Source organism: Blastococcus sp. SYSU DS0616 (assembly GCF_054051015.1).
Map to the genome: position 1 here is coordinate 92,376 of NZ_JBJHAJ010000005.1, position 19,955 is coordinate 112,330.

At 75.1% G+C, this 19,955-nt stretch carries 20 protein-coding genes; 11 read left to right on the forward strand and 9 right to left on the reverse strand.

What is annotated here, in order from left to right; translation table 11 throughout:
• The first annotated feature begins 149 nt into the window (after window positions 1-149).
• The 3 genes from bluB to ACI79K_RS05430 are packed head-to-tail and all read left to right on the forward strand — an operon-like array spanning window position 150 to window position 3,198.
• Window positions 150-1,850: a 5,6-dimethylbenzimidazole synthase gene (gene bluB, locus ACI79K_RS05420; protein WP_456599152.1), complete on the forward strand. Its 1,701-nt coding sequence runs from the start codon at window positions 150-152 to the stop codon at window positions 1,848-1,850.
• Window positions 1,847-2,392: a bifunctional adenosylcobinamide kinase/adenosylcobinamide-phosphate guanylyltransferase gene (locus ACI79K_RS05425; RefSeq protein WP_456588956.1), complete on the forward strand. Its 546-nt coding sequence runs from the start codon at window positions 1,847-1,849 to the stop codon at window positions 2,390-2,392. The genes bluB and ACI79K_RS05425 overlap by 4 nt, the downstream gene beginning before the upstream one ends.
• Window positions 2,389-3,198 (forward strand): adenosylcobinamide-GDP ribazoletransferase, encoded by an 810-nt coding sequence (locus tag ACI79K_RS05430; protein WP_456599153.1) that lies wholly within the window; start codon window positions 2,389-2,391, stop codon window positions 3,196-3,198. Before ACI79K_RS05425 ends, ACI79K_RS05430 begins: the two co-directional genes overlap by 4 nt.
• A 36-nt stretch (window positions 3,199-3,234) precedes the next feature.
• Here ACI79K_RS05430 and ACI79K_RS05435 read toward each other — a convergent pair whose 3' ends face one another.
• Window positions 3,235-4,299, reverse strand: a complete 1,065-nt coding sequence (locus tag ACI79K_RS05435; protein WP_456599154.1) for an AraC family transcriptional regulator — start codon at window positions 4,297-4,299, stop codon at window positions 3,235-3,237.
• Window positions 4,300-4,360: 61 nt separating this feature from the next.
• On the opposite strand from ACI79K_RS05435, the gene ACI79K_RS05440 reads away from it, so the two are divergent.
• Together ACI79K_RS05440 and ACI79K_RS05445 are read left to right on the forward strand one after the other, a co-directional pair.
• Complete coding sequence (locus ACI79K_RS05440; protein ID WP_456588959.1) at window positions 4,361-5,860, forward strand: flavin-containing monooxygenase; 1,500 nt, start codon at window positions 4,361-4,363, stop codon at window positions 5,858-5,860.
• A gap of 45 nt (window positions 5,861-5,905) precedes the next feature.
• Entirely contained in the window at window positions 5,906-6,841 is a 936-nt protein-coding gene (locus tag ACI79K_RS05445) for an alpha/beta hydrolase (RefSeq protein WP_456588960.1), read from the forward strand.
• Window positions 6,842-6,895: 54 nt separating this feature from the next.
• Here the strand turns inward: ACI79K_RS05445 and ACI79K_RS05450 are convergent, their stop codons facing one another.
• Complete coding sequence (locus ACI79K_RS05450) at window positions 6,896-7,672, reverse strand: esterase/lipase family protein (RefSeq protein WP_456599155.1); 777 nt, start codon at window positions 7,670-7,672, stop codon at window positions 6,896-6,898.
• Between the two features lie 29 nt (window positions 7,673-7,701).
• The gene (locus ACI79K_RS05455) at window positions 7,702-8,007 is read right to left on the reverse strand and encodes a hypothetical protein (protein ID WP_456588962.1); all 306 of its coding nucleotides are present in this window, start codon (window positions 8,005-8,007) and stop codon (window positions 7,702-7,704) included.
• A 186-nt stretch (window positions 8,008-8,193) separates the two neighbouring features.
• Here ACI79K_RS05455 and ACI79K_RS05460 point away from each other — a divergent pair, with 186 nt between their 5' ends.
• Window positions 8,194-8,454, forward strand: a complete 261-nt coding sequence (locus ACI79K_RS05460) for a hypothetical protein (protein WP_456588963.1) — start codon at window positions 8,194-8,196, stop codon at window positions 8,452-8,454.
• Between the two features lie 42 nt (window positions 8,455-8,496).
• Here the strand turns inward: ACI79K_RS05460 and ACI79K_RS05465 are convergent, their stop codons facing one another.
• The gene (locus tag ACI79K_RS05465; RefSeq protein ID WP_456599156.1) at window positions 8,497-9,684 is read right to left on the reverse strand and encodes an acyl-CoA dehydrogenase family protein; all 1,188 of its coding nucleotides are present in this window, start codon (window positions 9,682-9,684) and stop codon (window positions 8,497-8,499) included.
• A gap of 164 nt (window positions 9,685-9,848) precedes the next feature.
• Between ACI79K_RS05465 and ACI79K_RS05470 the strand changes: the two genes are divergently transcribed.
• Window positions 9,849-10,883, forward strand: a complete 1,035-nt coding sequence (locus ACI79K_RS05470) for an NAD-binding protein (RefSeq protein ID WP_456599157.1) — start codon at window positions 9,849-9,851, stop codon at window positions 10,881-10,883.
• On the opposite strand, the gene ACI79K_RS05475 is transcribed toward ACI79K_RS05470, so the two are convergent.
• The 4 genes from ACI79K_RS05475 to ACI79K_RS05490 all read right to left on the reverse strand — a co-directional run bounded on the left by ACI79K_RS05475 (window position 10,880) and on the right by ACI79K_RS05490 (window position 15,198).
• Window positions 10,880-11,026, reverse strand: coding sequence for a hypothetical protein (locus ACI79K_RS05475; protein WP_456588966.1), 147 nt, complete (start codon window positions 11,024-11,026; stop codon window positions 10,880-10,882). The two genes, ACI79K_RS05470 and ACI79K_RS05475, sit on opposite strands and share 4 nt — an antisense overlap.
• Before the next feature lie 43 nt (window positions 11,027-11,069).
• Complete coding sequence (locus ACI79K_RS05480; protein ID WP_456599158.1) at window positions 11,070-12,200, reverse strand: hypothetical protein; 1,131 nt, start codon at window positions 12,198-12,200, stop codon at window positions 11,070-11,072.
• Between the two features lie 369 nt (window positions 12,201-12,569).
• Window positions 12,570-14,219: an AMP-binding protein gene (locus ACI79K_RS05485; protein ID WP_456588968.1), complete on the reverse strand. Its 1,650-nt coding sequence runs from the start codon at window positions 14,217-14,219 to the stop codon at window positions 12,570-12,572.
• 10 nt (window positions 14,220-14,229) lie between these two features.
• A complete protein-coding gene (locus tag ACI79K_RS05490; RefSeq protein ID WP_456588969.1) occupies window positions 14,230-15,198 on the reverse strand; it encodes a cyclase family protein in 969 nt (322 codons plus the stop codon).
• A gap of 139 nt (window positions 15,199-15,337) precedes the next feature.
• Between ACI79K_RS05490 and ACI79K_RS05495 the strand changes: the two genes are divergently transcribed.
• A complete protein-coding gene (locus ACI79K_RS05495) occupies window positions 15,338-16,630 on the forward strand; it encodes a hydroxyacid-oxoacid transhydrogenase (protein ID WP_456599159.1) in 1,293 nt (430 codons plus the stop codon).
• Between the two features lie 6 nt (window positions 16,631-16,636).
• Here ACI79K_RS05495 and ACI79K_RS05500 read toward each other — a convergent pair whose 3' ends face one another.
• Window positions 16,637-17,053, reverse strand: coding sequence for a PaaI family thioesterase (locus tag ACI79K_RS05500; protein WP_456588971.1), 417 nt, complete (start codon window positions 17,051-17,053; stop codon window positions 16,637-16,639).
• Between the two features lie 132 nt (window positions 17,054-17,185).
• Between ACI79K_RS05500 and ACI79K_RS05505 the strand changes: the two genes are divergently transcribed.
• The 3 genes from ACI79K_RS05505 to ACI79K_RS05515 are packed head-to-tail and all read left to right on the forward strand — an operon-like array spanning window position 17,186 to window position 19,950.
• A complete protein-coding gene (locus tag ACI79K_RS05505; RefSeq protein ID WP_456588972.1) occupies window positions 17,186-17,608 on the forward strand; it encodes a hypothetical protein in 423 nt (140 codons plus the stop codon).
• Window positions 17,605-19,005 carry an alpha/beta fold hydrolase gene (locus ACI79K_RS05510; RefSeq protein ID WP_456599160.1) on the forward strand — a complete coding sequence of 467 codons (1,401 nt, stop codon included), beginning with the start codon at window positions 17,605-17,607 and terminating at the stop codon, window positions 19,003-19,005. The genes ACI79K_RS05505 and ACI79K_RS05510 overlap by 4 nt, the downstream gene beginning before the upstream one ends.
• A gap of 27 nt (window positions 19,006-19,032) precedes the next feature.
• Window positions 19,033-19,950, forward strand: coding sequence for an AEC family transporter (locus tag ACI79K_RS05515; protein ID WP_456599161.1), 918 nt, complete (start codon window positions 19,033-19,035; stop codon window positions 19,948-19,950).
• The last annotated feature ends 5 nt before the right edge of the window (window positions 19,951-19,955 follow it).

A 19,955-nucleotide genomic window follows, 5' to 3' on the forward strand; every position in this document is an offset into this window, starting at 1 on the left:
CCGGTGCAGCGGGACGGGCGGCGGGTGGGGCGGGCACCGGGAGCGCCGGCCCCGCCCGGGGGAATCATCCGGCCCGGTGCCCGGATCGGCGCGCCACCGTGCGAGGGTTGTGCCGGCGGGAGGCGGAGCACCTGAGGGAGGTCGCAGGCATGACCTGGCCCCGGCCGGTCCCCGTGATCGGCGATCGCACCCATGCCGCCGAGCGGGCCGCGGACCCGGCGGGCTGGGCCCTCGACCCCGGCACGGTCGAGGCGCTGCACACGGTCATCGGGGCGCGGCGGGACATCCGCCGCTACCGCCCCGACCCGGTGCCCCCGGAGCTGCTGCGGTCGGTCCTGGAGGCCGGTCACCGGGCGCCGTCGGTGGGGCACTCGCAGCCCTGGCGCTTCGTCGTCGTCACCGAGCAGACCACCCGCGACCGCGCGGCGGTGCTCGCCGACCGCGAGCGGCTGCGCCAGGCCGAGCTGCTCACCCCCGACCGCCGGGCCCGGCTGCTCGACCTGCAGCTGGAGGGCGTCCGCGAGGCGCCGCTGGGCGTCGTCGTCGCCTGCGACCGCCGCACCCACGCCACCGGCGTGCTGGGCCGCGCGACCTTCCCGGACGCCGACCTGTGGAGCTGTGCCTGCGCCATCCAGAACATGTGGCTGGCCGCCCGCGCCGCCGGCCTCGGCATGGGCTGGGTGACGCTCTTCCAGCCGGCCGACCTGGCCGAGCTGCTGCACCTGCCCGACGGCGTGCAGACCCTCGGCTGGCTGTGCCTGGGCTGGCCCGACGAGCGGCCGCCCGAGCCCGGCCTCGTGCGGCACGGCTGGTCCACCCGCGCCGCGCTGGACGACGTCGTCCTGTACGAGCGGTGGCCGGCCGACGACAGCCCGGCCGCTCCGGTCAGCCACCTCGCCGGGCCGCGGCCGGAGGCCGTGGTGGCCGCGCGCGACACCGGAGACGACCTGCTCGCCGTGCCCGGGTCGCTCGGGGTGCTCGACCGCGCGGCCGACCGCGTGCTGGCCCTGCCCGGACCCGTGCCCGCCACCGGCACGCTCGTGGTCGTGGCCGGTGACCACCCCGTCGCCGGCGCGCACGCCGTCTCCGCCTACCCGCTCACCGTGACCGCCGACGTGCTGGCCGCGACCCGCAGCGGTGAGTCGCTCGGTGCGACGACCGCCCGGCAGGCGGGGTTGCGGGTCCGCGCCCACCACGCGGTCTCGCCGGAGGCCCAGGGCGACCTGCTGACCGCGGACGCCCTCACCCCGGCCGTCGCCGAGGCGCTGGTCGAGGAGGGGCGGGCGCTGGGGCACGAGCTCGCCGCCGACGGCCTGGTCTGCCTCGGTGAGGTCGGCATCGGCAACACCACGGTGGCGGCCGCGCTCGCCTGCGGCCTGCTCGGCCTGGACCCCGACGACGCCGTCGGCCTGGGGGCGGGCGCCGACGCGGCCATGCTCGACCGCAAGCGGGCCGTCGTCCGCGGCGCCCTGGACCGCGCGCGGACCGAGCACGGCCCGGCGCTCGACGAGCCGCTGACGGCCCTGGCGGCGCTCGGTGGGCCGGAGCTGGCCGTCCTCACCGGGATCACGCTCGGCGCGGCGGCGGCCGGGGTGCCGGTGGTCCTCGACGGGCTGGTCACCTCGGTCGCGGCCGTCGTCGCGGTGCGCCTGGAGCCGGCCGCGCAGCCGGCGCTGGTCGCCGGCCAGCGCAGCCGCGAGCGCGGGCACGCCGCGGTGCTCACCGAGCTGGGGCTCGAGCCGCTGCTCGACCTGCGCCTGCGCGCGGGGGAGGGCATCGGCGCCGTGCTCGCCGCGCAGCTGCTGCTCACCGCGCTGCGCGCCCGGCACACCGCCGGGCGGGTCCGGTGATCCCGCGGCGACCGCGCCGCGTGCTGGTGCTCGGCGGGGCGCGCTCGGGCAAGTCGCGGTACGCCGAGCAGCTGCTGACGCGCGCCAGGGGCGTCGAGTACGTGGCCTGCGGACTGCCGGCCGACGGCGGTGACCCCGAGTGGGCCGACCGCGTGGCCCTGCACCGCGACCGCCGCCCGGCGTCCTGGCGCACCGTCGAGACCGTCGACCTCGTCGGGGTGCTGGGGGAGCCGGGGCCGCCGCTGCTCGTGGACTGCCTCTCCACCTGGCTGGCCCGGGTCATGGACGACTGCGGCGTCTGGACCGCGGCCGAGGGCGCCGATGCGCGGCTGGCCACCGCGGTCGACGACGTCGTGGACGCCTGGTCCGGCACCCGCCGCCGGGTGGTCGCGGTGAGCAACGAGGTCGGGTCCGGAGTCGTCCCGGCCACCGCCTCGGGCCGCCGCTACCGCGACGAGCTCGGCATCCTCAACGCCCGCGTCGCCGCCGCCTCCCAGCGGGTCTGGCTGGTCACCGCCGGGCTCCCGCAGCGGCTGCGGTGAGCGCGGCACCGCGGTCGGTGGCGGGCAGCGGGGGGCTGCTCGCCGCGCTGGGCCTGTTCAGCGTGCTGCCCGTGCCGGAACGGGCGCGCACCCCGGGGGCGGGTGTGCTGCGCTGGCTGCCGGTGGTCGGCCTGGTGCTGGGCGGGCTCGCCTCCCTCCCCGGGCTGGCCGTCTGGCGCGGTGGCGCGGAGGGGTCGCCGCTGCTGGCCGCGGCGCTGGTCGTCGTGGCGCTCGCCCTGCTCACGCGGGGGCTGCACCTGGACGCGACCGCCGACCTCGCCGACGGCCTCGGCAGCGGGCGACCGGCCGAGCAGGCGCTGGCCATCATGCGGCGCCCGGAGGTGGGCGCCTTCGCCGTCGCGGCGATCGCCTGCACCGTGCTGGTGCAGGTCGCCGCGCTGGCGGCCGTCCTCGGCGGGGCCACACGGGGTGAGGGCGTGCTCGCCGTCGTCCTCGCGACGGTCACCGGCAGGGTGGCGGTGCTGCACGCGGCGGCGCGGCGACCGGCAGCGGGGTCCTCGCTGGGGGTGCTGGTGGCCGGCGCGGGTTCGGCTGCGGTGCGGGTGGTCGCGACCGCGGTGCTGGTCGTCGCGGTGGCCGCGGCGGTGCCGGCGACGGGCGGATCCGCCGCGGAGGCGGCGTGGTCGGTCGCCGCGGTCGCGGTGGCGCTCACCGCGACCGGTCTGCTGACCCGGCACGCGGACCGGCGGCTCGGCGGGGTCAACGGTGACGTGTTCGGCGCCCTGGTGGAGGTCGGCACGACGGTGGCGCTGGTCGTGCTGGCCGCCGGGGAGGCGTGGACCTGAGCCGCCGGGCAGGTCGTCCGAGGGCCGGCGGGCGCCTCAGGTGTGCGCGTCGGCGCGGGCCGACCGCGCCCAGCGCCGCGGGCTGACCCCGGTCCAGCGCCGGAAGGCGTGGACGAAGGCCGAGGCCTCCGAGTAGCCGATGCGCTCGGCGACCTGCTCGACGCTCAGCCCCACGGTGACGAGCAGCTCCTCGGCGAGGTGCCGCCGGGTCTGGTCCACGACGGCGCGGAAGCTCGTCCCCTCCTCCTCGAGGTGGCGGCGCAGCGTCCGCACGCTCATGTGCAGCTCGGCGGCGACGGCCTCCTGGCCGGGCATCTCCTGCGGGCGGCGGAGCAGCAGGTCGCGGACCTGACCGCTCAGCCCGCGGCGGGAGACCCGTCGCTCGAGCAGCTCCCGGCACTGCGCCTCGCACAGGGCGGCGGTCAGGGGCGCCGCCTGCGGCAGCGGCTGGTCGAGCAGCGCGGCGTCGAAGACCAGGACCGAGCGGGCGGCGCCGAACCGCGGCGGCACCCCGAACGCGGCGTCGTACGGCGCCGGGTCGGCGGGCTGCGGCAGCCGCAGCTCCACGCGCAGGGGGACGACGGGGCGGCCCAGGGACTCGCGCCACAGCTGCAGCGCGGCCGACGCGTCGCGCAGCAGGACGAACCGGCGCACCGGCTCGGGCAGCTCCAGGTCGTCGAAGAAGAGGGCGAGCTCGCCGTCGTCCTCCTGGGCGCTGACCCGGGTGAGCGCGTAGGTCAGGTCGAGGAAGCGCATCGAGACCTCGTGCCCCTCGCGCAGCGTGCGGCTGGAGAGGAGGGCGAAGCCCCAGATGCCGTACGTGGCCAGGCGGTAGCGCACCCCGGCAGCCAGGCCGCCGTGCTCGGGCAGCTCGGCGGCCAGCGCGGCGACCAGCCGGACCTCCTGCTCGGCGGTGATCTCGGCAGCCGGGTCGTCCAGGGCCGCCGCCGGGATGCCGGCCGTCCCGAGGAGGCGGCCGCGCGCCAGCCCGTGCTCCTCGGCCAGCGCGCACAGCAGCGCCGCGCTGCCCGTGCCCCGGGCCGCGGCGTGGACGGGGTTGGCCGAATACATCAAGGTGCGGCCGATTGTGTCATGGCTCACAGCCGCTCCGCGTCGTTACGTTCGCGAGTGATACCGGTCACGCACGAAGGGGAGTACGGGCATGACGGCGATCGCGGAACAGCCGGTGACGACGGGGACGACCGAGCACGTGGACGTGCTGATCGTCGGCGCGGGGATCTCGGGGATCGGGGCGGCGCACCACCTCCGGGAACGCTTCCCGGACCGGAGCTTCGTCATCCTGGACGCCCTCGACAGCCGGGGTGGCACGTGGTGGACGCACCGCTATCCCGGCGTCCGCTCCGACAGCGACCTCTTCACCTTCGGGTACCGGTTCAAGCCGTGGCGGGGTGCCTCGATCGCGACGTCGGAGGAGATCCTGTCCTACCTGGACGAGGTCATCGACGAGGACCGGCTGGGCGAGCGCATCCGGTACCGGCACCGGGTCACGACCGCGTCCTGGTCGTCCGCGGAGCGCCGGTGGACCGTCCAGGTCACGCGTGAGGACACCGGCGAGCAGCTCGCCCTCACGACCGACTTCCTGTGGATGTGCCAGGGCTACTACGACCACGACCGGCCCTACCGGCCGCAGTGGCCGGGCATGGACCGGTTCCGCGGGGCGGTCGTGCACCCGCAGCAGTGGCCGGCCGACCTGGACACCACCGGCAAGCGCGTCGTCGTCATCGGCTCCGGGGCCACCGCGGCCACGCTGGTGCCGGCGCTGGCCGACACCGCCGCGCACGTGACGATGCTCCAGCGCTCCCCGACGTTCTTCTTCGCCCGGCCCAAGACCCACGAGCTGGCCGAGACCCTGCGCGCTCTGGACGTGCCGGACGAGTGGACGCACGAGATCCTCCGGCGGGCCTACATCGCGGAGGGCGACGAGATCACCCGGCTCTCCTTCGAGGCGCCGGACGAGCTGCGGGAGCTGCTCATCGAGTCGATGCGCCCGCAGCTGCCCGAGGGGTTCGACATCGATAAGCACTTCAACCCGAGCTACCGGCCCTGGCAGCAGCGGCTGGCGCTGCTCCCCGACGGCGACATGTTCACCGCCATCCGGGAAGGGCGCGCCTCGGTCGTCACCGACACGATCGAGACGTTCACCGAGACGGGGATCCGGACGTCGTCGGGGGAGGAGCTCGAGGCGGACGTCGTCGTCACCGCGACCGGCTTCGACCTGAGCCTCTTCGGCGGCATCGCGTTCACCGTCGACGGCGAGCCGGTCGACTTCACCCAGCGGGTCACCTGGCGCGGCACGATGATCAGCGGTGTGCCGAACATGGCCTACGTGTTCGGCTACTTCCGCGCCAGCTGGACGCTGCGCGCGGACCTGGTCAGCGAGCTCGTCTGCCGGCTGCTCGCCCACATGCAGGAGCGCGGGGCCACCGTGGTCGTCCCGACCCTGCGCCCCGAGGACGCCGACATGCCGCTGCGTCCGTGGGCCGACCCCGAGAACTTCAACTCCGGCTACGTCATGCGCTCGGCGGGCCGCATGTTCAAGCAGGGCGACCGCGAGCCCTGGACCCACCTGCTGGAGTACGCGGAGGAACGGACGGCGCTGCCCGCCGTCGACCTCGACGACTCGTCCCTCGTCTACCGCTGACCGCCCGCACCGTCCCCCCCCATCCACCCAGAACAGGAGTCGCCCGTGCCCGTCGACCCGAACATCGCCGCGATGCTGACCATGATGGAGCAGGCCGGCATGCCGCCCATGTACGAAGGCACCCCCGAGGCCGGGCGGGCGCTGTACCTGGCGCTCACCCACGGCGCCCGCACCCCGGAGCAGCTGGTGCCCGTGGGGAGCACCGAGGACCGCACCGTCCCCGGCGCCGAGGGCGACCTGGGGGCCCGCGTCTACCGCCCGGAGGGCGAGGGGCCCTTCCCGACGGTGATCTTCTTCCACGGCGGCGGGTGGGTGATCGGAGACCTCGACACCCACGACAACATGGCCCGCAACGTGTGCCGGGGGAGCGGCGCCGTGGTGGTCGCCGTCGACTACCGGCTGGCCCCGGAGCACCCGTTCCCGGCCGCGGCGGACGACGCGGTGGCCGCCGCGCGCTGGATCGCGGCGCACCTCGACGAGTTCGGTGGCGACCAGCGGTTGGGCGTCGCCGGGGACAGCGCCGGTGGCAACCTCGCCGCCGTCGTGGCGCAGGTGCTGCACGCCGACGGCACGCCGCTGGCGGCGCAGTTCCTGATCTACCCGGCGGTGGACGCCGAGGGCGAGTACCCGTCCCGCATCGAGAACGCCAAGGGGTACTTCCTCGAGAAGGACACCATGGACTGGTTCTACGGCCACTACGCCGGCGCGTGGGACGACGCGCAGGATCCGCGGCTGTCGCCGCTGCACGGCGCCGAGCTCTCGGGCCTGCCCCCGGCGGTGGTCGTCACGGCGGAGTACGACCCGCTGCGGGACGAGGGCGAGGCCTACGGCGAGGCGTTGCGCGCCGCGGGCGTTCCCGCCGACGTGCGGCGCTACGACGGCATGATCCACGGCTTCTTCGACATGGGCACGATCTCGCCGGCCGCGCAGACGGCGATCGACGAGACCAGCGCCCGCTTCGGGGAGCTCCTGCGCAGCTGAGCCGGCCGGCCGCGCGCGGGGCCAGTGCCCCTGGCCCCGCCCGCGCCCCGTCGCTCACCCGGCGGGGAAGAAGGCGCGCAGTCCGAGACGGGTCGGGCGCTGGAACGGCCGCCAGGCGCCGCGGGGCTGGGTCAGCCGGTCGGCGACCACCCACAGCACGGCCGGGTCCAGCCCCATGCCCAGGTGGCTGGCGTGCACGGCGACGTTCTCGCTGATCGGCCCCTCCTGCTGCAGGCAGGTGCGCCAGTCGACGACGCCGTCCCAGCGCGAGTACACCGAGGTGCTCGGCACCGGCAGCGCCGGGGCGGGACGCACGTCCCGCACCGCACGCAGGCGCCGGTACTCCTGGTACATGCCGGCGCCCACGGCGGCGCGGCGCGGCCGGGACGGCACGCCGGCGACCGGGGAGCCGAGCGAGACCACCTGCCGCACCAGCTGCGGGGATCGCTCGGCCAACCGACGGGCGAAGATGCCACCGAGGCTCTGGCCGACGATGCTCACCGGGCCGCCGTGCTCGTCGGCGAGCCGCTGCACCAGCGCCCGGACGCCGTCCACCACCTCCGGCCGGGGCCCGTGGTTGCGGCCGAGGTCCCAGCCGACCACGGGGTGACCCAGCCGGCCGATCCAGCGGCGCAGCGTCCGGGTGGAGGCGTCGGAGGCCAGCCAGCCCGGCAGGACGACGACCGGGTGCGGCTCGCCGCGCGGGGCGAACCGGAGCAGCGGGGACCCGGCCGCGAGCGCGCCGGCGCTGACCAGTGCGCGGGCCGGCTCGGTGAGGGCCAGCAGGTCGTCGGTGCGGGTGCCCCGAGGGCGCCCGGACGGGGTGCTCACCGGGGGTGCATGCCCGGCCGGAGGCGGGATCAGTCGCTCGGCGGCAGCACGCGCGGGACGAACACCTCGTCGATCGGCCGGGGGCCGACGTACTGGCGGCAGGTGCACGGCACCCAGCTGTGACCGGACCAGCGACCGCGCTTGTCGTAGGTGTCGCGCCGCAGCTCGGCGTAGCAGGTGTTGCTCTCGGTGTCGTGCTGGCTCAGCGTGTGCCCGCAGCCGCAGAGCGGGGTCATCGGTGCGGGCGGGGCGCTCCGCCGCCCCCGGCCCAGTCGCCCGGCGACGAAGCCGGCGCCGAGCAGCGCCGCGCCCACCAGCAGGCTGATCGGATCCATCTACGTGCACCTCCTGCGCGAGACATCGACGGTAACGCGCGAACGCCGTCCCCCGGCGGGGTGACCGCCGGTGACGGCGGCACCGGCGGGTCGGTCGCGCAGCGTGGTGGCGACGGCGGTCGGCGGGGAGCCGCTTTCGCCCGATCGTGGTGATTGACCGGCCGTGACGTGGGGCACTGGTTGCAGGTGAGCACGTACGCCGTGGGTTTCGCCCGTCCCGACCGCTGGTCCGGCGGGCCGCGCACCGAACCGAGCTACCCGTGGCACGCCGTGGAGGCCCACCGCCCGCCGGCCGAGCTCGACGGCGAGGTGGAGCTGGCCGTCTGCGGGGCCATCGTCCAGGTCTGGGGCACGCAGAAGTGGCAGCGCGTCGGCGTGGGCCGCACCGGCTGCCCGGAGTGCGCGCGCCTCACCGCCGTCGACAGCCGGCTGACCACCGCCCGCTGACCCCGGGCCCCCTGGTCGGCCGGCCGGAGCCGGCCGACCGGCTCAGCGCTGCTCGGGCTTCCGGCCGCTGATCGCCGACAGCCCGGTGATCGCCCGGCCGACGATCAGCGCCTGCACCGAGTCGGTGCCCTCGAAGGTGAAGATCGCCTCCATGTCGGCGTGGTGACGGGCGACGTGGTGGTCGAGCAGGATCCCGTCACCGCCGAGGATGTCCCGCGCGTCGGCGACGATCGCCCGGGCCTTGGCCGCGTGGTTCATCTTCGCCAGCGACGCCATGGCGGCCGTCATCCGGCCGGCGTCGGCGAGCTTCGACAGCCGCCAGCACATCAGCTGCATCGACGTGATCTCGGCCAGCATGCGGGCGAGCTTGTCCTGCACCAGCTGGAAGCCGGCGATGGGCTGCCCGAACTGCTCGCGTCGCAGGGCGTGGGCGAGGGCCAGCTCGTAGGAGGCCGTCGCCAGGCCGAGCGCCCGCCAGGCGACCGTGTAGCGAGTCCGGTCGAGCATCGAGGAGACGTCCTTGAACGAGTGGCAGTTGGCCAGCTTGTTCTCGACCGGAACCCGCACGTCGGTCAGGGTGATCTCGGCCTGCCACACCGCGCGCAGCGCCGTCTTGCCGGTCATCACCGTCGCCTCGTAGCCCGGCGTGCCCTTCTCGACGACGTAACCGCCGACCTTCCCGTCCTCGCCGCGTGCCCAGATGATCACGTAGTCGGCGATCGTGCCGTTGCCGATCCACTTCTTCTGCCCGTTGAGCACGAAGGCGTCACCGTCGCGGCGGGCCGAGGTCTCCAGGCCCACGGCGTCGGAGCCGTGCTTGGGCTCGGTCAGACCGAACGCCCCGATCTTCTCGAGACGCACCATCTCGGGCAGCCAGCGCTCGCGCTGCTCCTCGTCGCCGAGGACGGCGATCGACTGCATCGCCAGGAAGCTGTGCACGCCGTTGAAGGTGCCGATGCTGCCGTCGGCGCGCGCCAGCTCCGCGGCGACCAGGCCCGCGGCGACGTTGCTCATGCCGGGGCAGCCGTAGCCCTCGATGGTGCCGCCGACGACGCCGAGCCCGGCGAGCTTCTGCGCCATCTCGAAGGGGAACTCCGCGCGTTCCCAGTAGTCGTTGATGTGCGGGGTGACCTCTGCGTCGCAGAAGGCCCGGACCCGGTCGCGGATCTCGATCTCCTCCGGCTCGAGGAGGTCATCGATGGCGTAGAAGTCAGGGCTGTCGACGGTCACGGTCCCGAACGTACGACGAACAGGTGCATGCTGCCCGTCGTCCGGTGCGTCGCCGGGGCGGCGCGGCTGCTGATCGCGCTGGTCGCGGCGCGTGGTCGGTGCGGCACTGCCCGGGGCGCGCCGCGGTAGCTTGCGTCGTCCCGGTCCCTGCCCCTGGAGCTCCGTTGCCGTTCCTCCTCCACCGCTTCACGCGGTTCGTCCGGCTGCGCCTGACCGGCTGGCGGCTGCCGCTGGCGGTCGCGGTGTTCGTCTTCCTCTCCAGCTGGCTGGCGATGGCGCTGGTCGAGCCCGTGGGCAGCGACATCACCGCGCCGGGCACCTACTGGTGGTACTTCCTCGTCACCGCCGCGACCGTGGGCTACGGCGACGTCTTCCCCAGCTCCGTCGTCGGCCGGGTCATCGGCGCCTACGTGATCGTGGGCGGCATCGTCACCCTGACCCTGTTGTTCACCCGGCTGTCCGAGGCCCTGCAGTCGTTGCGGGGCCGCCGTCTGAGAGGTGTGGTTCCCCTGGACCTGTCCGACCACGTGGTGCTGCTGGGCTACTGGCCCGGGCGCACCGAGCGGATCGTCGCCGAGCTGACCGCCGAGGGGCGGACCCAGGTCGCGCTGTGCGCCTGGGAGGACGTCATGGAGAACCCCATGCCCGACCAGCCGGCGGTGCACTTCGTCCGCGGCGACCTCACCCACGAGGACGTCATGCAGCGGGCGTGCGTGCCGCGGGCCCGGACGGTGGTCGTCGACGTGCGGGATGACAACGAGACGCTCGCCGTCGTGGTGGCCGCCGAGCACGCCCACCCCGGGGTCCACCTCGTCGCGGCGCTGCGCGACCTCGAGCGGCGAGACACGCTGCGCTACGTCAGCGCCGGCGTGCAGGGCGTCCAGTGGCACATGCCGTCCCTGCTCACCGAGGAGGCCAACGACCCTGGCATCACCCAGGTCTACAGCGAGCTGATGACCCACGGCGGGCGGAACACCTACTCGCTGACGGTGCCGGCCGGCTTCCCGCACGCGACGTTCGGCGAGTGCCAGCGGCACTTCGGCGAGGCCTTCGGGGCGACCGTGCTGGCGGTGCGCGGCCCCGACGGGCTCGCGGTGAGCCCGCCCTGGGACACCCCGCTCGCGGTGGGGACGACGCTGTACTACGTCGCGGCCGGCCGCATCCCGGCCCGGCAGCTGACCGCCGTCCGGCGCACCTAGGAGGGGTGGCCCTCGACGTCGCCCTCGTCGCCCTGCGGGGCCTCGCGGGGCGCGCTCTGCTCCTCCAGGGATGCCGCCATCTCGGGCGACTCCTGCTCCAGGGCGATGTCGCGGGGCTGCGGCGTCTCGTGCTCCGTCGTCATGCCCCCACCCTGCCGCAGTGCGGCGCCCGCCGCCCCCCGGTCGTCACTCGTCTCCGGGGGCCAGCCACCCCGGGCGGTAGAGCACGGTCCCCGACAGCCCGGGCACGTCCAGCACCACCGTGCCGGTGAGCTCCTGGGTCGGTCCGAGCGGAGCCGCCGGGAAGGGCGCCGCGCCGGTGTCGCACACCCCGGCCGGGGAGCCGCCGGCGACGACCGTGCCGTCGTCCCCGACCAGGCGGAAGTCCCCGGCCGCCACGCTGCGCTCGCTCCCCAACGCGGAGAGGTCGGCGCCGGTGGTCACCGTGATCCGGACCGCGACCAGCGACCCGTTGCTGGGGACGACGGCGGCGTCGGCGCAGCTCACGCCGGGCAGCACCTCCTCCACCGTGACGGTGAGGACCAGGTCGCTCGTCGCGGGATCCCGCACCTCCAGCGGCGCACCGGGCACGAGGACCACGGCCGGCTCGGGGGTCTCGGTGGGTGGTGGCTCGGGGGTCTCGGTGGGTGGTGGCTCGGGGGTCTCGGTGGGTGGTGGCTCGGGCGTCTCGGTGGGTGGTGGCTCGGGGGTCTCGGTGGGCTGCGGTTCCGTGGGTGGTGGCTCGGGCGTCTCGGTGGGTGGTGGCTCGGTGGACGGCGGTGAGGGGGGCTCGGTGGGCGGCTCGCCGGGTGGCGGCACCGCCGGCGATGCCGGGGTGGTCAGGGGTGCCGGGGCGGGCAGCGGTGGCGAGGACGCCGGGTCCGGGGACGCGGACGGAGCTGACGTGGGGCCGGGGGAGGGTGTGGCCTCGACGGCGGCGGGGACCGGGTCGCCGGCGGGTTCCTCGTCGAGCGGCTCGCCCGGGTCGTCGTGGGATCGCTCCGGCGTCTGGGTCGGCGACGGCGACGGAGACGGCGGCGCGGGCCGCCCTCCCGCGTCCCCGGGGGCCGGCGGTACGGGGCGGGGAACGCCGGCGGTGGGAGCACCGGGCAGGAACCAGTCCTCGTCGCCGGGTGGGAGAGCGCCGATGGTCGGGATCACAAGCGGCCCCATGCCGCTGCCTCCCTCAGGGGGGAGCAGCCAGATCCGCGTCTCCGCCCGGTCGTCCGCCGCCACCTGCAGGCCGGCGGACCCGGCCGCGGGCAGGCCGGCCCCGCTCAGCGCGACCAGCGCGGCGGACCCGAGCCCGCCCGTCACCACGCCCAGGGCACGCAACCGGCGGAGGGCCGCCGCCTCCGCGGCGCGGCGGGTCGATGGCGAGGTCGGAGCCGTCGCCCGCCTCGGCACGAAGCGCCCGCGTGCCGGCGCCGCGTGCCGGACGGCCGAGGGATCCCGGGGGACCGGCGACGGCCGCCGCACCCCGGGGGCGCCCAAGGTGGGTGCCGCGGCATCCACCCCCGGGACCGGGACATCCCCGGCGGGGGGCTGGGGCGGGGTGGTCATCGTCATCACCGCCAGGATCGACGAGCCGGGGGAACGGCCGGGAAGGAGCAGCTGGACGCTAGCCGTCCGGTGGGCGATCCGGGAGGGCTTCCGAAACGGCACCGCCCTCGTTTCTCGGAGGCGTCACCGACCCCGCAGTTCCCGGCGCAGGATCTTGCCGGTCACCGTCTTGGGCAGCTCGTCGACCAGCTCCACGCTGCGCGGGTACTTGTAGGCGGCCATGCGCTCCTTGCAGTGCGCGATCAGCTCCTCCGACGTCGTGCTCGCCCCTGGCTTGAGGCTGACGAACGCCTTCACGGTCTCGCCGCGCTTCTCGTCGGGCACGCCGACCACCGCCGACTCGCGGACGGCGGGGTGCTCGGCCAGCACGTCCTCGACCTCCCGCGGCCACACCTTGTAGCCCGAGGCGTTGATCATGTCCTTCTTGCGGTCGACGATGAACACCCAGCCCTCGTCGTTCATGAAGCCGACGTCGCCGCTCTTGAGCGCACCGCCGGGCAGGCCGGCCGCCGTCTCCTCCGGCTTGCCCCAGTAGCCGGCCACGACCTGCGGCCCCTCGGCGACGATCTCGCCGATCTCGCCCAGGGGCAGGTCGCGGCCGTCGTCGTCCTGGATGCGCACCACCGTGTTCGGAGCGGGGACACCGACCGACAGCGCACCCGAGACCGGGTCCACCGGCGACGGCGACCCGAACGGCGTCACCGTCATCGGCGAGGTCGTCTCGGTCAGGCCGTAGGCGTTGTGCACCTGCTTGCCGGTGGCGGCCAGGAAGTTCTGCTCGGCGGTCGGCGAGATGGCCGCACCGCCGGAGTAGATCGAGGTGAACGAGTCGAAGTGGTCACGCGTGAAGCCCGGGGCGTTGAGCAGTGCGCTGAACGCGGTGATCGCCCCGATGGTGAACGCCGGGCGGTGCTCGGCGAAGGCGTCGAGCACGACCTGGGGCTCGAACCGGTAGGCCAGCACCAGCGGCGCCGGCACCAGCAGGCTGACCGCGATGTGCCCGATCAGCCCGGTGATGTGGAACAGCGGGGCGACGCCGAAGATCGCGCCGTCCCGGCCGGCGTGCACCCAGTCGCGGTAGACCTGTGCCGTGAAGACCACGTTCCGGTGGGTGTTCATCGCGCCCTTGGGCACGCCGGTGGTCCCCGAGGTGTAGGTCAGGAACGCCACGTCGTCGGAGCGCAGGCCGACCGGCGGTGGCACCCGGCCGCGGTGGACGGCGACGAACTCGGCGAAGTCCGTCGTCCCCTCGTGCCGCTGCCGGCTGATGCCGGCGAAGAGCCGCTCGTCGTCCCGCGTCTGGAACTCCAGTTCGCTCGTGGTGAGGACGAGGCGGACGTCGGTGTCCGGCACGACCTCGCGCGCGACCTCGTCGTAGAGCGTCTCCAGGGCCAGCAGCACCGTGGCCCCGGAGTCCGCGAGCAGGTAGGAGAGCTCGCGGGCCCGGCTCATCGGGTTGATCGACACCATGATCCCGCCGGCCTTCCAGGCGGCGACCATGGCGATCACGAACTGCGGCACGTTCTGCAGGTAGACCGCCAGCCGGTCGCCCGGCCCGAACCCGCGCTCGAGCAGGCCGACGGCGAGCGCGTCGCTGAGCTCGTCGAGCTCCCGGCGGGTGATCGTCCCGTCGAAGTACCGCAGCGCGACGCCCAGCGGGTCCCGCTCGACCCCGGCCCGGAACATGTCCAGGGCGGTGTCGTACTCGATCGGGTAGTCGGCCGGCTGGTCGCCGTAGAGCGCCAGCCAGGGCCGGTCGTCGTAGCCGGTCACGACCGCGGCCTCACTTGATGACGACGGGGTTGACGGGGGTGCCGGCCGCCTTCGCGACCTTCAGCGGGGCGGCGACGTACAGGAACGCGTACTGCCCGTCCTCGGCGCAGTCGGCGGCCAGCTTCTCGAGGTCGGCGATCTCGGTGAGGGTGACCCCGAGGTTGCGCATCAGCGCGTTGTGCAGCACCAGGGCGACGCCGTTGTTGGGGTCGAAGGTGACCTCGTTGGCGATCGTGTCGGTGACCAGGTTGGGGATCTCCATGTCCTGGAACCACCGCACCAGCTCGGGGGAGTAGACCAGCCCCGGCTCGTTGAAGCCCTCGTAGAAGGCCTCGCCCTGCTCGTGGAAGAGCTGCAGGAAGTTGGTGCGGATGACGAGGATGTCGCGCTTCTGGATGGGCGTGCCCTGCGCCTCGGCGCAGGCGACGAGGTCCTCGTGGGTGAAGGTCTCGCCCTTGTCGAGGGTGGGCTTGCCGCGGAAGCGCGCCATGTCCAGGAGCACGGCACGGCCGACGACGCCGCGCTCGGCGATCGGCGCGACGCTGGCCTTCTCCAGCCCGCCGACCGTGGTCCGGGCGTCGTAGCCGTTGTAGATCTTCCCGTCGTACCAGAGGTGGCCGAGGGCGTCGTACTGGGTGGAGCCCTGGAGGTAGGCGTCGATCTTGTCGTCGGCGTAGTGCAGGCCGCCGGGGTACTGGGCGCCCTTGCCCCCCTCGTCCCAGTCGCTCTCGTCCAGCACCTGGGTGCGCACGGCGGGGGTGCGGCCGGGCCACACCGGGTCGCCCTTGGGGTCACCGATGAGGCGCTGCAGCGTGAAGACCTTGCCCGAGCGCACGAGCTTGACCGCGGCGAGCACCTGCTCGGGACCGAGGTAGTTCAGCGCGCCGACCTCGTCGTCGGGCCCCCACTTGCCCCAGTTGGTGGGCGCGTCCTTGAGGAGCTCACCGAGGTAGGGCGCGGTCGCGGGGGTGTCGGTCACAGAGGCCTCCGGGCTGGTCGAGGGGCCCGTCCGTCGACGGGCGGGGCGGTGACCTGGACTATTCGCCGCTGTGGTGCCGACCACAACCGGCGTGCAACATTCGGTGCAACCGACGCCGACCGAGCCGCAGGGAGCCCCCTTGACCACCAGCACCGTGCCCGGCAACCCCGAGTCCGTCTTCACCTACGGGGCTCCGCAGCTGAAGTTCGGCAACGGCGCCTCCGACGAGATCGGCTTCGACCTCAGCCGGTACGGCGTGCGGCGGGTCCTCGTCGTGACCGACCCGGGGGTCGCGGCCACCGGGCACCCGCAGCGGGTGGCCGACCAGATGGCGCAGTTCGGCATCGAGGCGCGGGTGTTCGACGGCGTCCACGTCGAGCCGACCGACCAGAGCCTGGTCGCTGCCATCGACGAGGCCCGGTCGTCGGGTCCCTGGGACGCGTTCGTCGCCGTCGGTGGCGGGTCGAGCATCGACACGGCCAAGGCGATCAACCTGCTCACCACCAACCCCGGTGAGCTGATGGACTACGTCAACGTCCCGGTCGGCAAGGGGCAGGCGCCGTCGGAGCCGCTCAAGCCGCTGGTCGCCGTCCCGACGACGACGGGCACCGGGTCGGAGAGCACGACGATCTGCGTGATGGATGTGATCTCGGCCCGGGTGAAGACCGGCATCAGCCACGCCCGGCTGCGCCCCACCCTGGCCGTCATCGACCCCGACCTCACCCGCAGCCAGCCCTCCGGCGTGACCGCGGCGTCGGGCATGGACATCCTCTGCCACGCGCTGGAGAGCTACACCGCCCGCTGGTACACCACCTACGAGCACAAGTCCCCCGAGGAGCGGGTGCCCTACTGCGGCTCCAACCCGATCTCGGACATGTGGTCGGAGAAGGCGCTCACCCTGCTCGCCGGGTCCTTCCGCACCGCCGTCCGCAACGGGGACGACGTCCAGGCGCGGTCGGACATGGCGATCGCGGCCACCTTCGCCGGCATGGGCTTCGGCAACGCCGGCGTGCACATCCCGCACGCCAATGCCTATCCCATCGCCGGGCAGGTGAAGGACTTCCACCCCAAGGACTACCCGGGCGACGAGGCGATGGTCCCGCACGGGATGTCGGTCGCCCTCACCGCGCCGGAGGCCTTCCGGTTCACCTTCGAGGCGTCCCCGGAGCGGCACGTCCGGGCGGCCGAGCTGCTGGCGCCGGGTGCCGACCGCCCCGCGGACCTGGCGGAGTTCCTGCCCACCGTGCTCGCCGACCTGATGCGCGACATCGACATCCCCAACGGGGTGGGTGCCGTCGGCTTCGGCGAGGGCGACGTCCCCGACCTCGTCGACGGCGCGATGAAGCAGCAGCGGCTGCTGGCCACCTGCCCGCGCGCCGTCACCGAGGACGACCTCGCCGGCATCTTCCGGCGGTCGCTCTCGCTGTGGTGAGGCCCCTCAGCGAGGGGGGACGACGGTCTTGGTGACCTGACCGGTCGCCACGAGGACGCCGTCCACGGTGGCCTCCGCCCGCATGAACGCGACCGCCCGGCCGCGGCGCAGCACGGTCGCCGTCACCTCCACGGTGGAGTCGGCGGCCACCGGTCGCAGCAGCGAGGCGGAGACGTCGTGGGTGACCGCGTGCTCGCCGTCGCCGAGGGAGGGCAGCAGCGCCAGGAACGAGGCGACGTCGAGGAGGGCGTAGACGACGCCGCCGTGCAGCAGCCCCGCCGGGTTCTGCGCGGCGGGGCCCACCGGGAAGCGGATGCCGGCCGCCGGGTTCCCGGCGTCGCGCAGCTCCACCCCGAGGAACCGGTGGAGCGGGATGTCCAGGACGGCCTGCACGTGGGCGTCGGTAACGGGTTCGCCGGTCACCCGGTCAGCATCCATCAACAGCCCCGGTGGCTTCCCACAGGCCCGACCGGAGCCCGTCGCGGGGTGCGCCCGCGCTCCTAGCCTCCGCCTCGACGTCTCCGCCTCGATCGCGGGACCAGGGGAGGAGCGGCGGTGATCCGGTACGGGGACCCCGAGGCGCTCGACGCGCTGGCGGCCGAGCTCGTGCGGCGTGCGCGGGAGGTGCGGGAAGCGGGGGAGGAGCACCGGCGCGACGGCCGGCGGGCCCAGTGGGTGTCCGACGCCGCCACGGCGTACCGGCGCCAGCAGGCGCGGGACTGCGCGGACGTCGACGCCGCGGCCGAGGCGATCGAGCGGGCCGCGGAGCTGCTGCGCCGGCACGCCGACGAGGTGCGCGCCCGGCTCGCCGCGATCGCCCGGGCGGAGCGGGCGGTCCGGTCGTGGCTGGCCGAGCGGGCCGCCCGCGGGGAGAACGCGCTCGAGCAGGTGGGTGAGGTTCTGGGCGAACTCCCCGAGGCGGGTGCCGACGCCTGGCGCGCGGTGCCGGCCCGGCTGAGCGGCGCGGGCCTGTGGTGACCGCCCCCGAGCTCTCGGTCAGCGGCGGGGCCGGCGGCGTCGAGGCGGAGCTCGCCGACCTCGTCACCCTGGGACGGAGCAGCGCGGGCCTGGCCGAACTGCTCGCCCGCACCAGCGCGGCGTGCCACCTGGTGCTCGCCGACCCCGACCTGCTGGCCTCCGCGCTCCTGGACCCTGCGGGCGTGGCGCGGGTGGGTGCCGCCCTGCTGGAGGCGCTGGACGGTCCGCGCGGACTGACCGCGCTCGCGGTGCGGTTCGCGGCGCGGGCCGTCGCGCTGAAGGACGCGGCCGCGGCCTACGAGGCGGCCGACCGCGCGCTCGCCGAGCTGGCCGACGACCTGGAGTGGGCGGCCGGCTGCCTCTGGCCGGTCACGACGGCGGCCCTCGTCCTGGGCACTGCCGGGCGGGCCGTCAGCGACCCGACCGGCGCGGCCGCCGACGTCACCGCGCTGCTCGCCGACCCCGAGCGCTGGCTGACCGACCGCCCGGGGCTGGTCGACGACGCGATGGGCGCGCTGCCCGGTGCGGCCACCATGGCCGGCGGTCTCGCGGTCGGCCCCACCGGCCGCTGGCTCGGCGGTGAGGACGTCGGCGCCGCGGCCCGCCGGCTCGGACGGCTCTGGCCCGACGGGGCCCCGGTGGTCACGCGGCTGCCCGACGACGTCAGCGGTCCCGCGACCGCGCCACCCCGCGGGATCGACGACCTGCTGGGCGCGCTCGAGGTCCGGGCACGGAAGTCCGGCCCGGCGCGCGACACGATCGCCGTCCGGGTGCTCACCCGCGCCGACGGTGGCACCGCCTACGTCGTCGACATCCCCGGCACCGGCGTCTGGAACGCGCCGTCGGGCACGGTCCACCCGCGGACCCACGACCTCGGGACCAGCCTCCGGGTGCTCGGCGGTGACACGACGACGCGCCAGGCGGGGATCGCCGAGGCGCTCCACCGGGCCGGTGCGGAGCCGTCGGACCCCGTGCTGCTGGTCGGGCACAGCCAGGGCGGGATGGTGGCCGCGCAGGCGGCCGCGGACGCCGGCGGCCCGGGCTTCGGGTTCGACGTGCGCGCCGTGGTCACCGTCGGGGCACCCGTCGCCCGCGTCGACGTCCCGCCGGAGGTGCAGCTCCTCGCGCTGGAGAACCGCCACGACCTCGTCCCGCAGCTGGACAGCCGCGCCAACGACGACAGCCCGAACGTCACCACCGTGACCTTCGCGGCGCAGCACGGCAGCGTCGCGGACAACCACGCCATCGGGGCCGCGTACCGGCCCGCCGCCCGGGCGGTCGATGCCGGGGAGGACCCGTCGCTGGCCGCGTTCCGCGCCGCCGCCGCGCCCTTCCTGGTGCCGCCCGGCGAGCCGGCGTCGGTCGTCGCGCACGTCTACGAGATCGGCCGGAGGTGACGTGGCCGCGCTGGCTAGTCTGCCGTGGTGCAGGGGGCGGCGGTGGTGCTGCCGGAGTTCTCCCTCATCGTCCTGGGGCTGGTGCTGCGCCGCTGGGCCTGGCGGTCCCCGGGATTCTGGGCGGAGCTCGAGCGCCTCGTGTACTTCGTGCTGTTCCCGGCCCTGCTGCTCCGCACCACGCTCGCCGCCGACGTCGCCGCGGCCGGTACGGGGGTGGCCCTGCTGGCGGCGGTGGGGGCGATCGCGGCGGGCGCGCTGCTCGGCGCGCTCGTGCGGTGGTTCCCGGGCATCGACCGGGTGACCGCGGCCTCGGGGTGGCAGACGGCGTTCCGCTTCAACTCCTTCCTGGCGCTGGCCCTCGTCGACGACCGCGGGCCGGCCGCGCTCGCGCTGATGGGCGTCCTGCTGGGCGTCACCGTGCCCGCGGTCAACGTCCTCGCGGTGCTGGCGCTCGCGGGAGGCACCACTGCGGCGAGCGGACGCGGCGCCGTTCTCGGCGTGCTCGGGGCCGTCGTCCGCAACCCGCTGATCGTGGCGACCGTCGCCGGGCTCGCCGGCAACGCCGCCGGCCTGGTGCTGCCGGAACCGGTCGACGCCACGCTCGGCCGGATCGCCGCCGCGGCCGTGCCCATGGGGCTGCTGACGGTGGGTGCGGCGCTGCGGATCGGCGAGCTGGCCCGCCGGGAGTGGGCGCTCTCCGGCTACCTGACGGCGGTCAAGCTGCTCGCGGTGCCCGCGGCGGCGCTGGCCCTCGTGGCGCTCCTGGGCATCGAGGGCGACCAGCGCGCCGTCGTCCTCGCGTTCGCCGTCGTGCCGCCTGCCACGGCGTCCTACGTGCTGACGGCACGCATGGGCGGCAACGGCGGGTTCGTCTCCGCGCACATCTCCCTGGCGACGACGGCCGCGCTCGGGACCGTGCCGCTGTGGTTGCTGGTCGCGGGCTGAGGAGG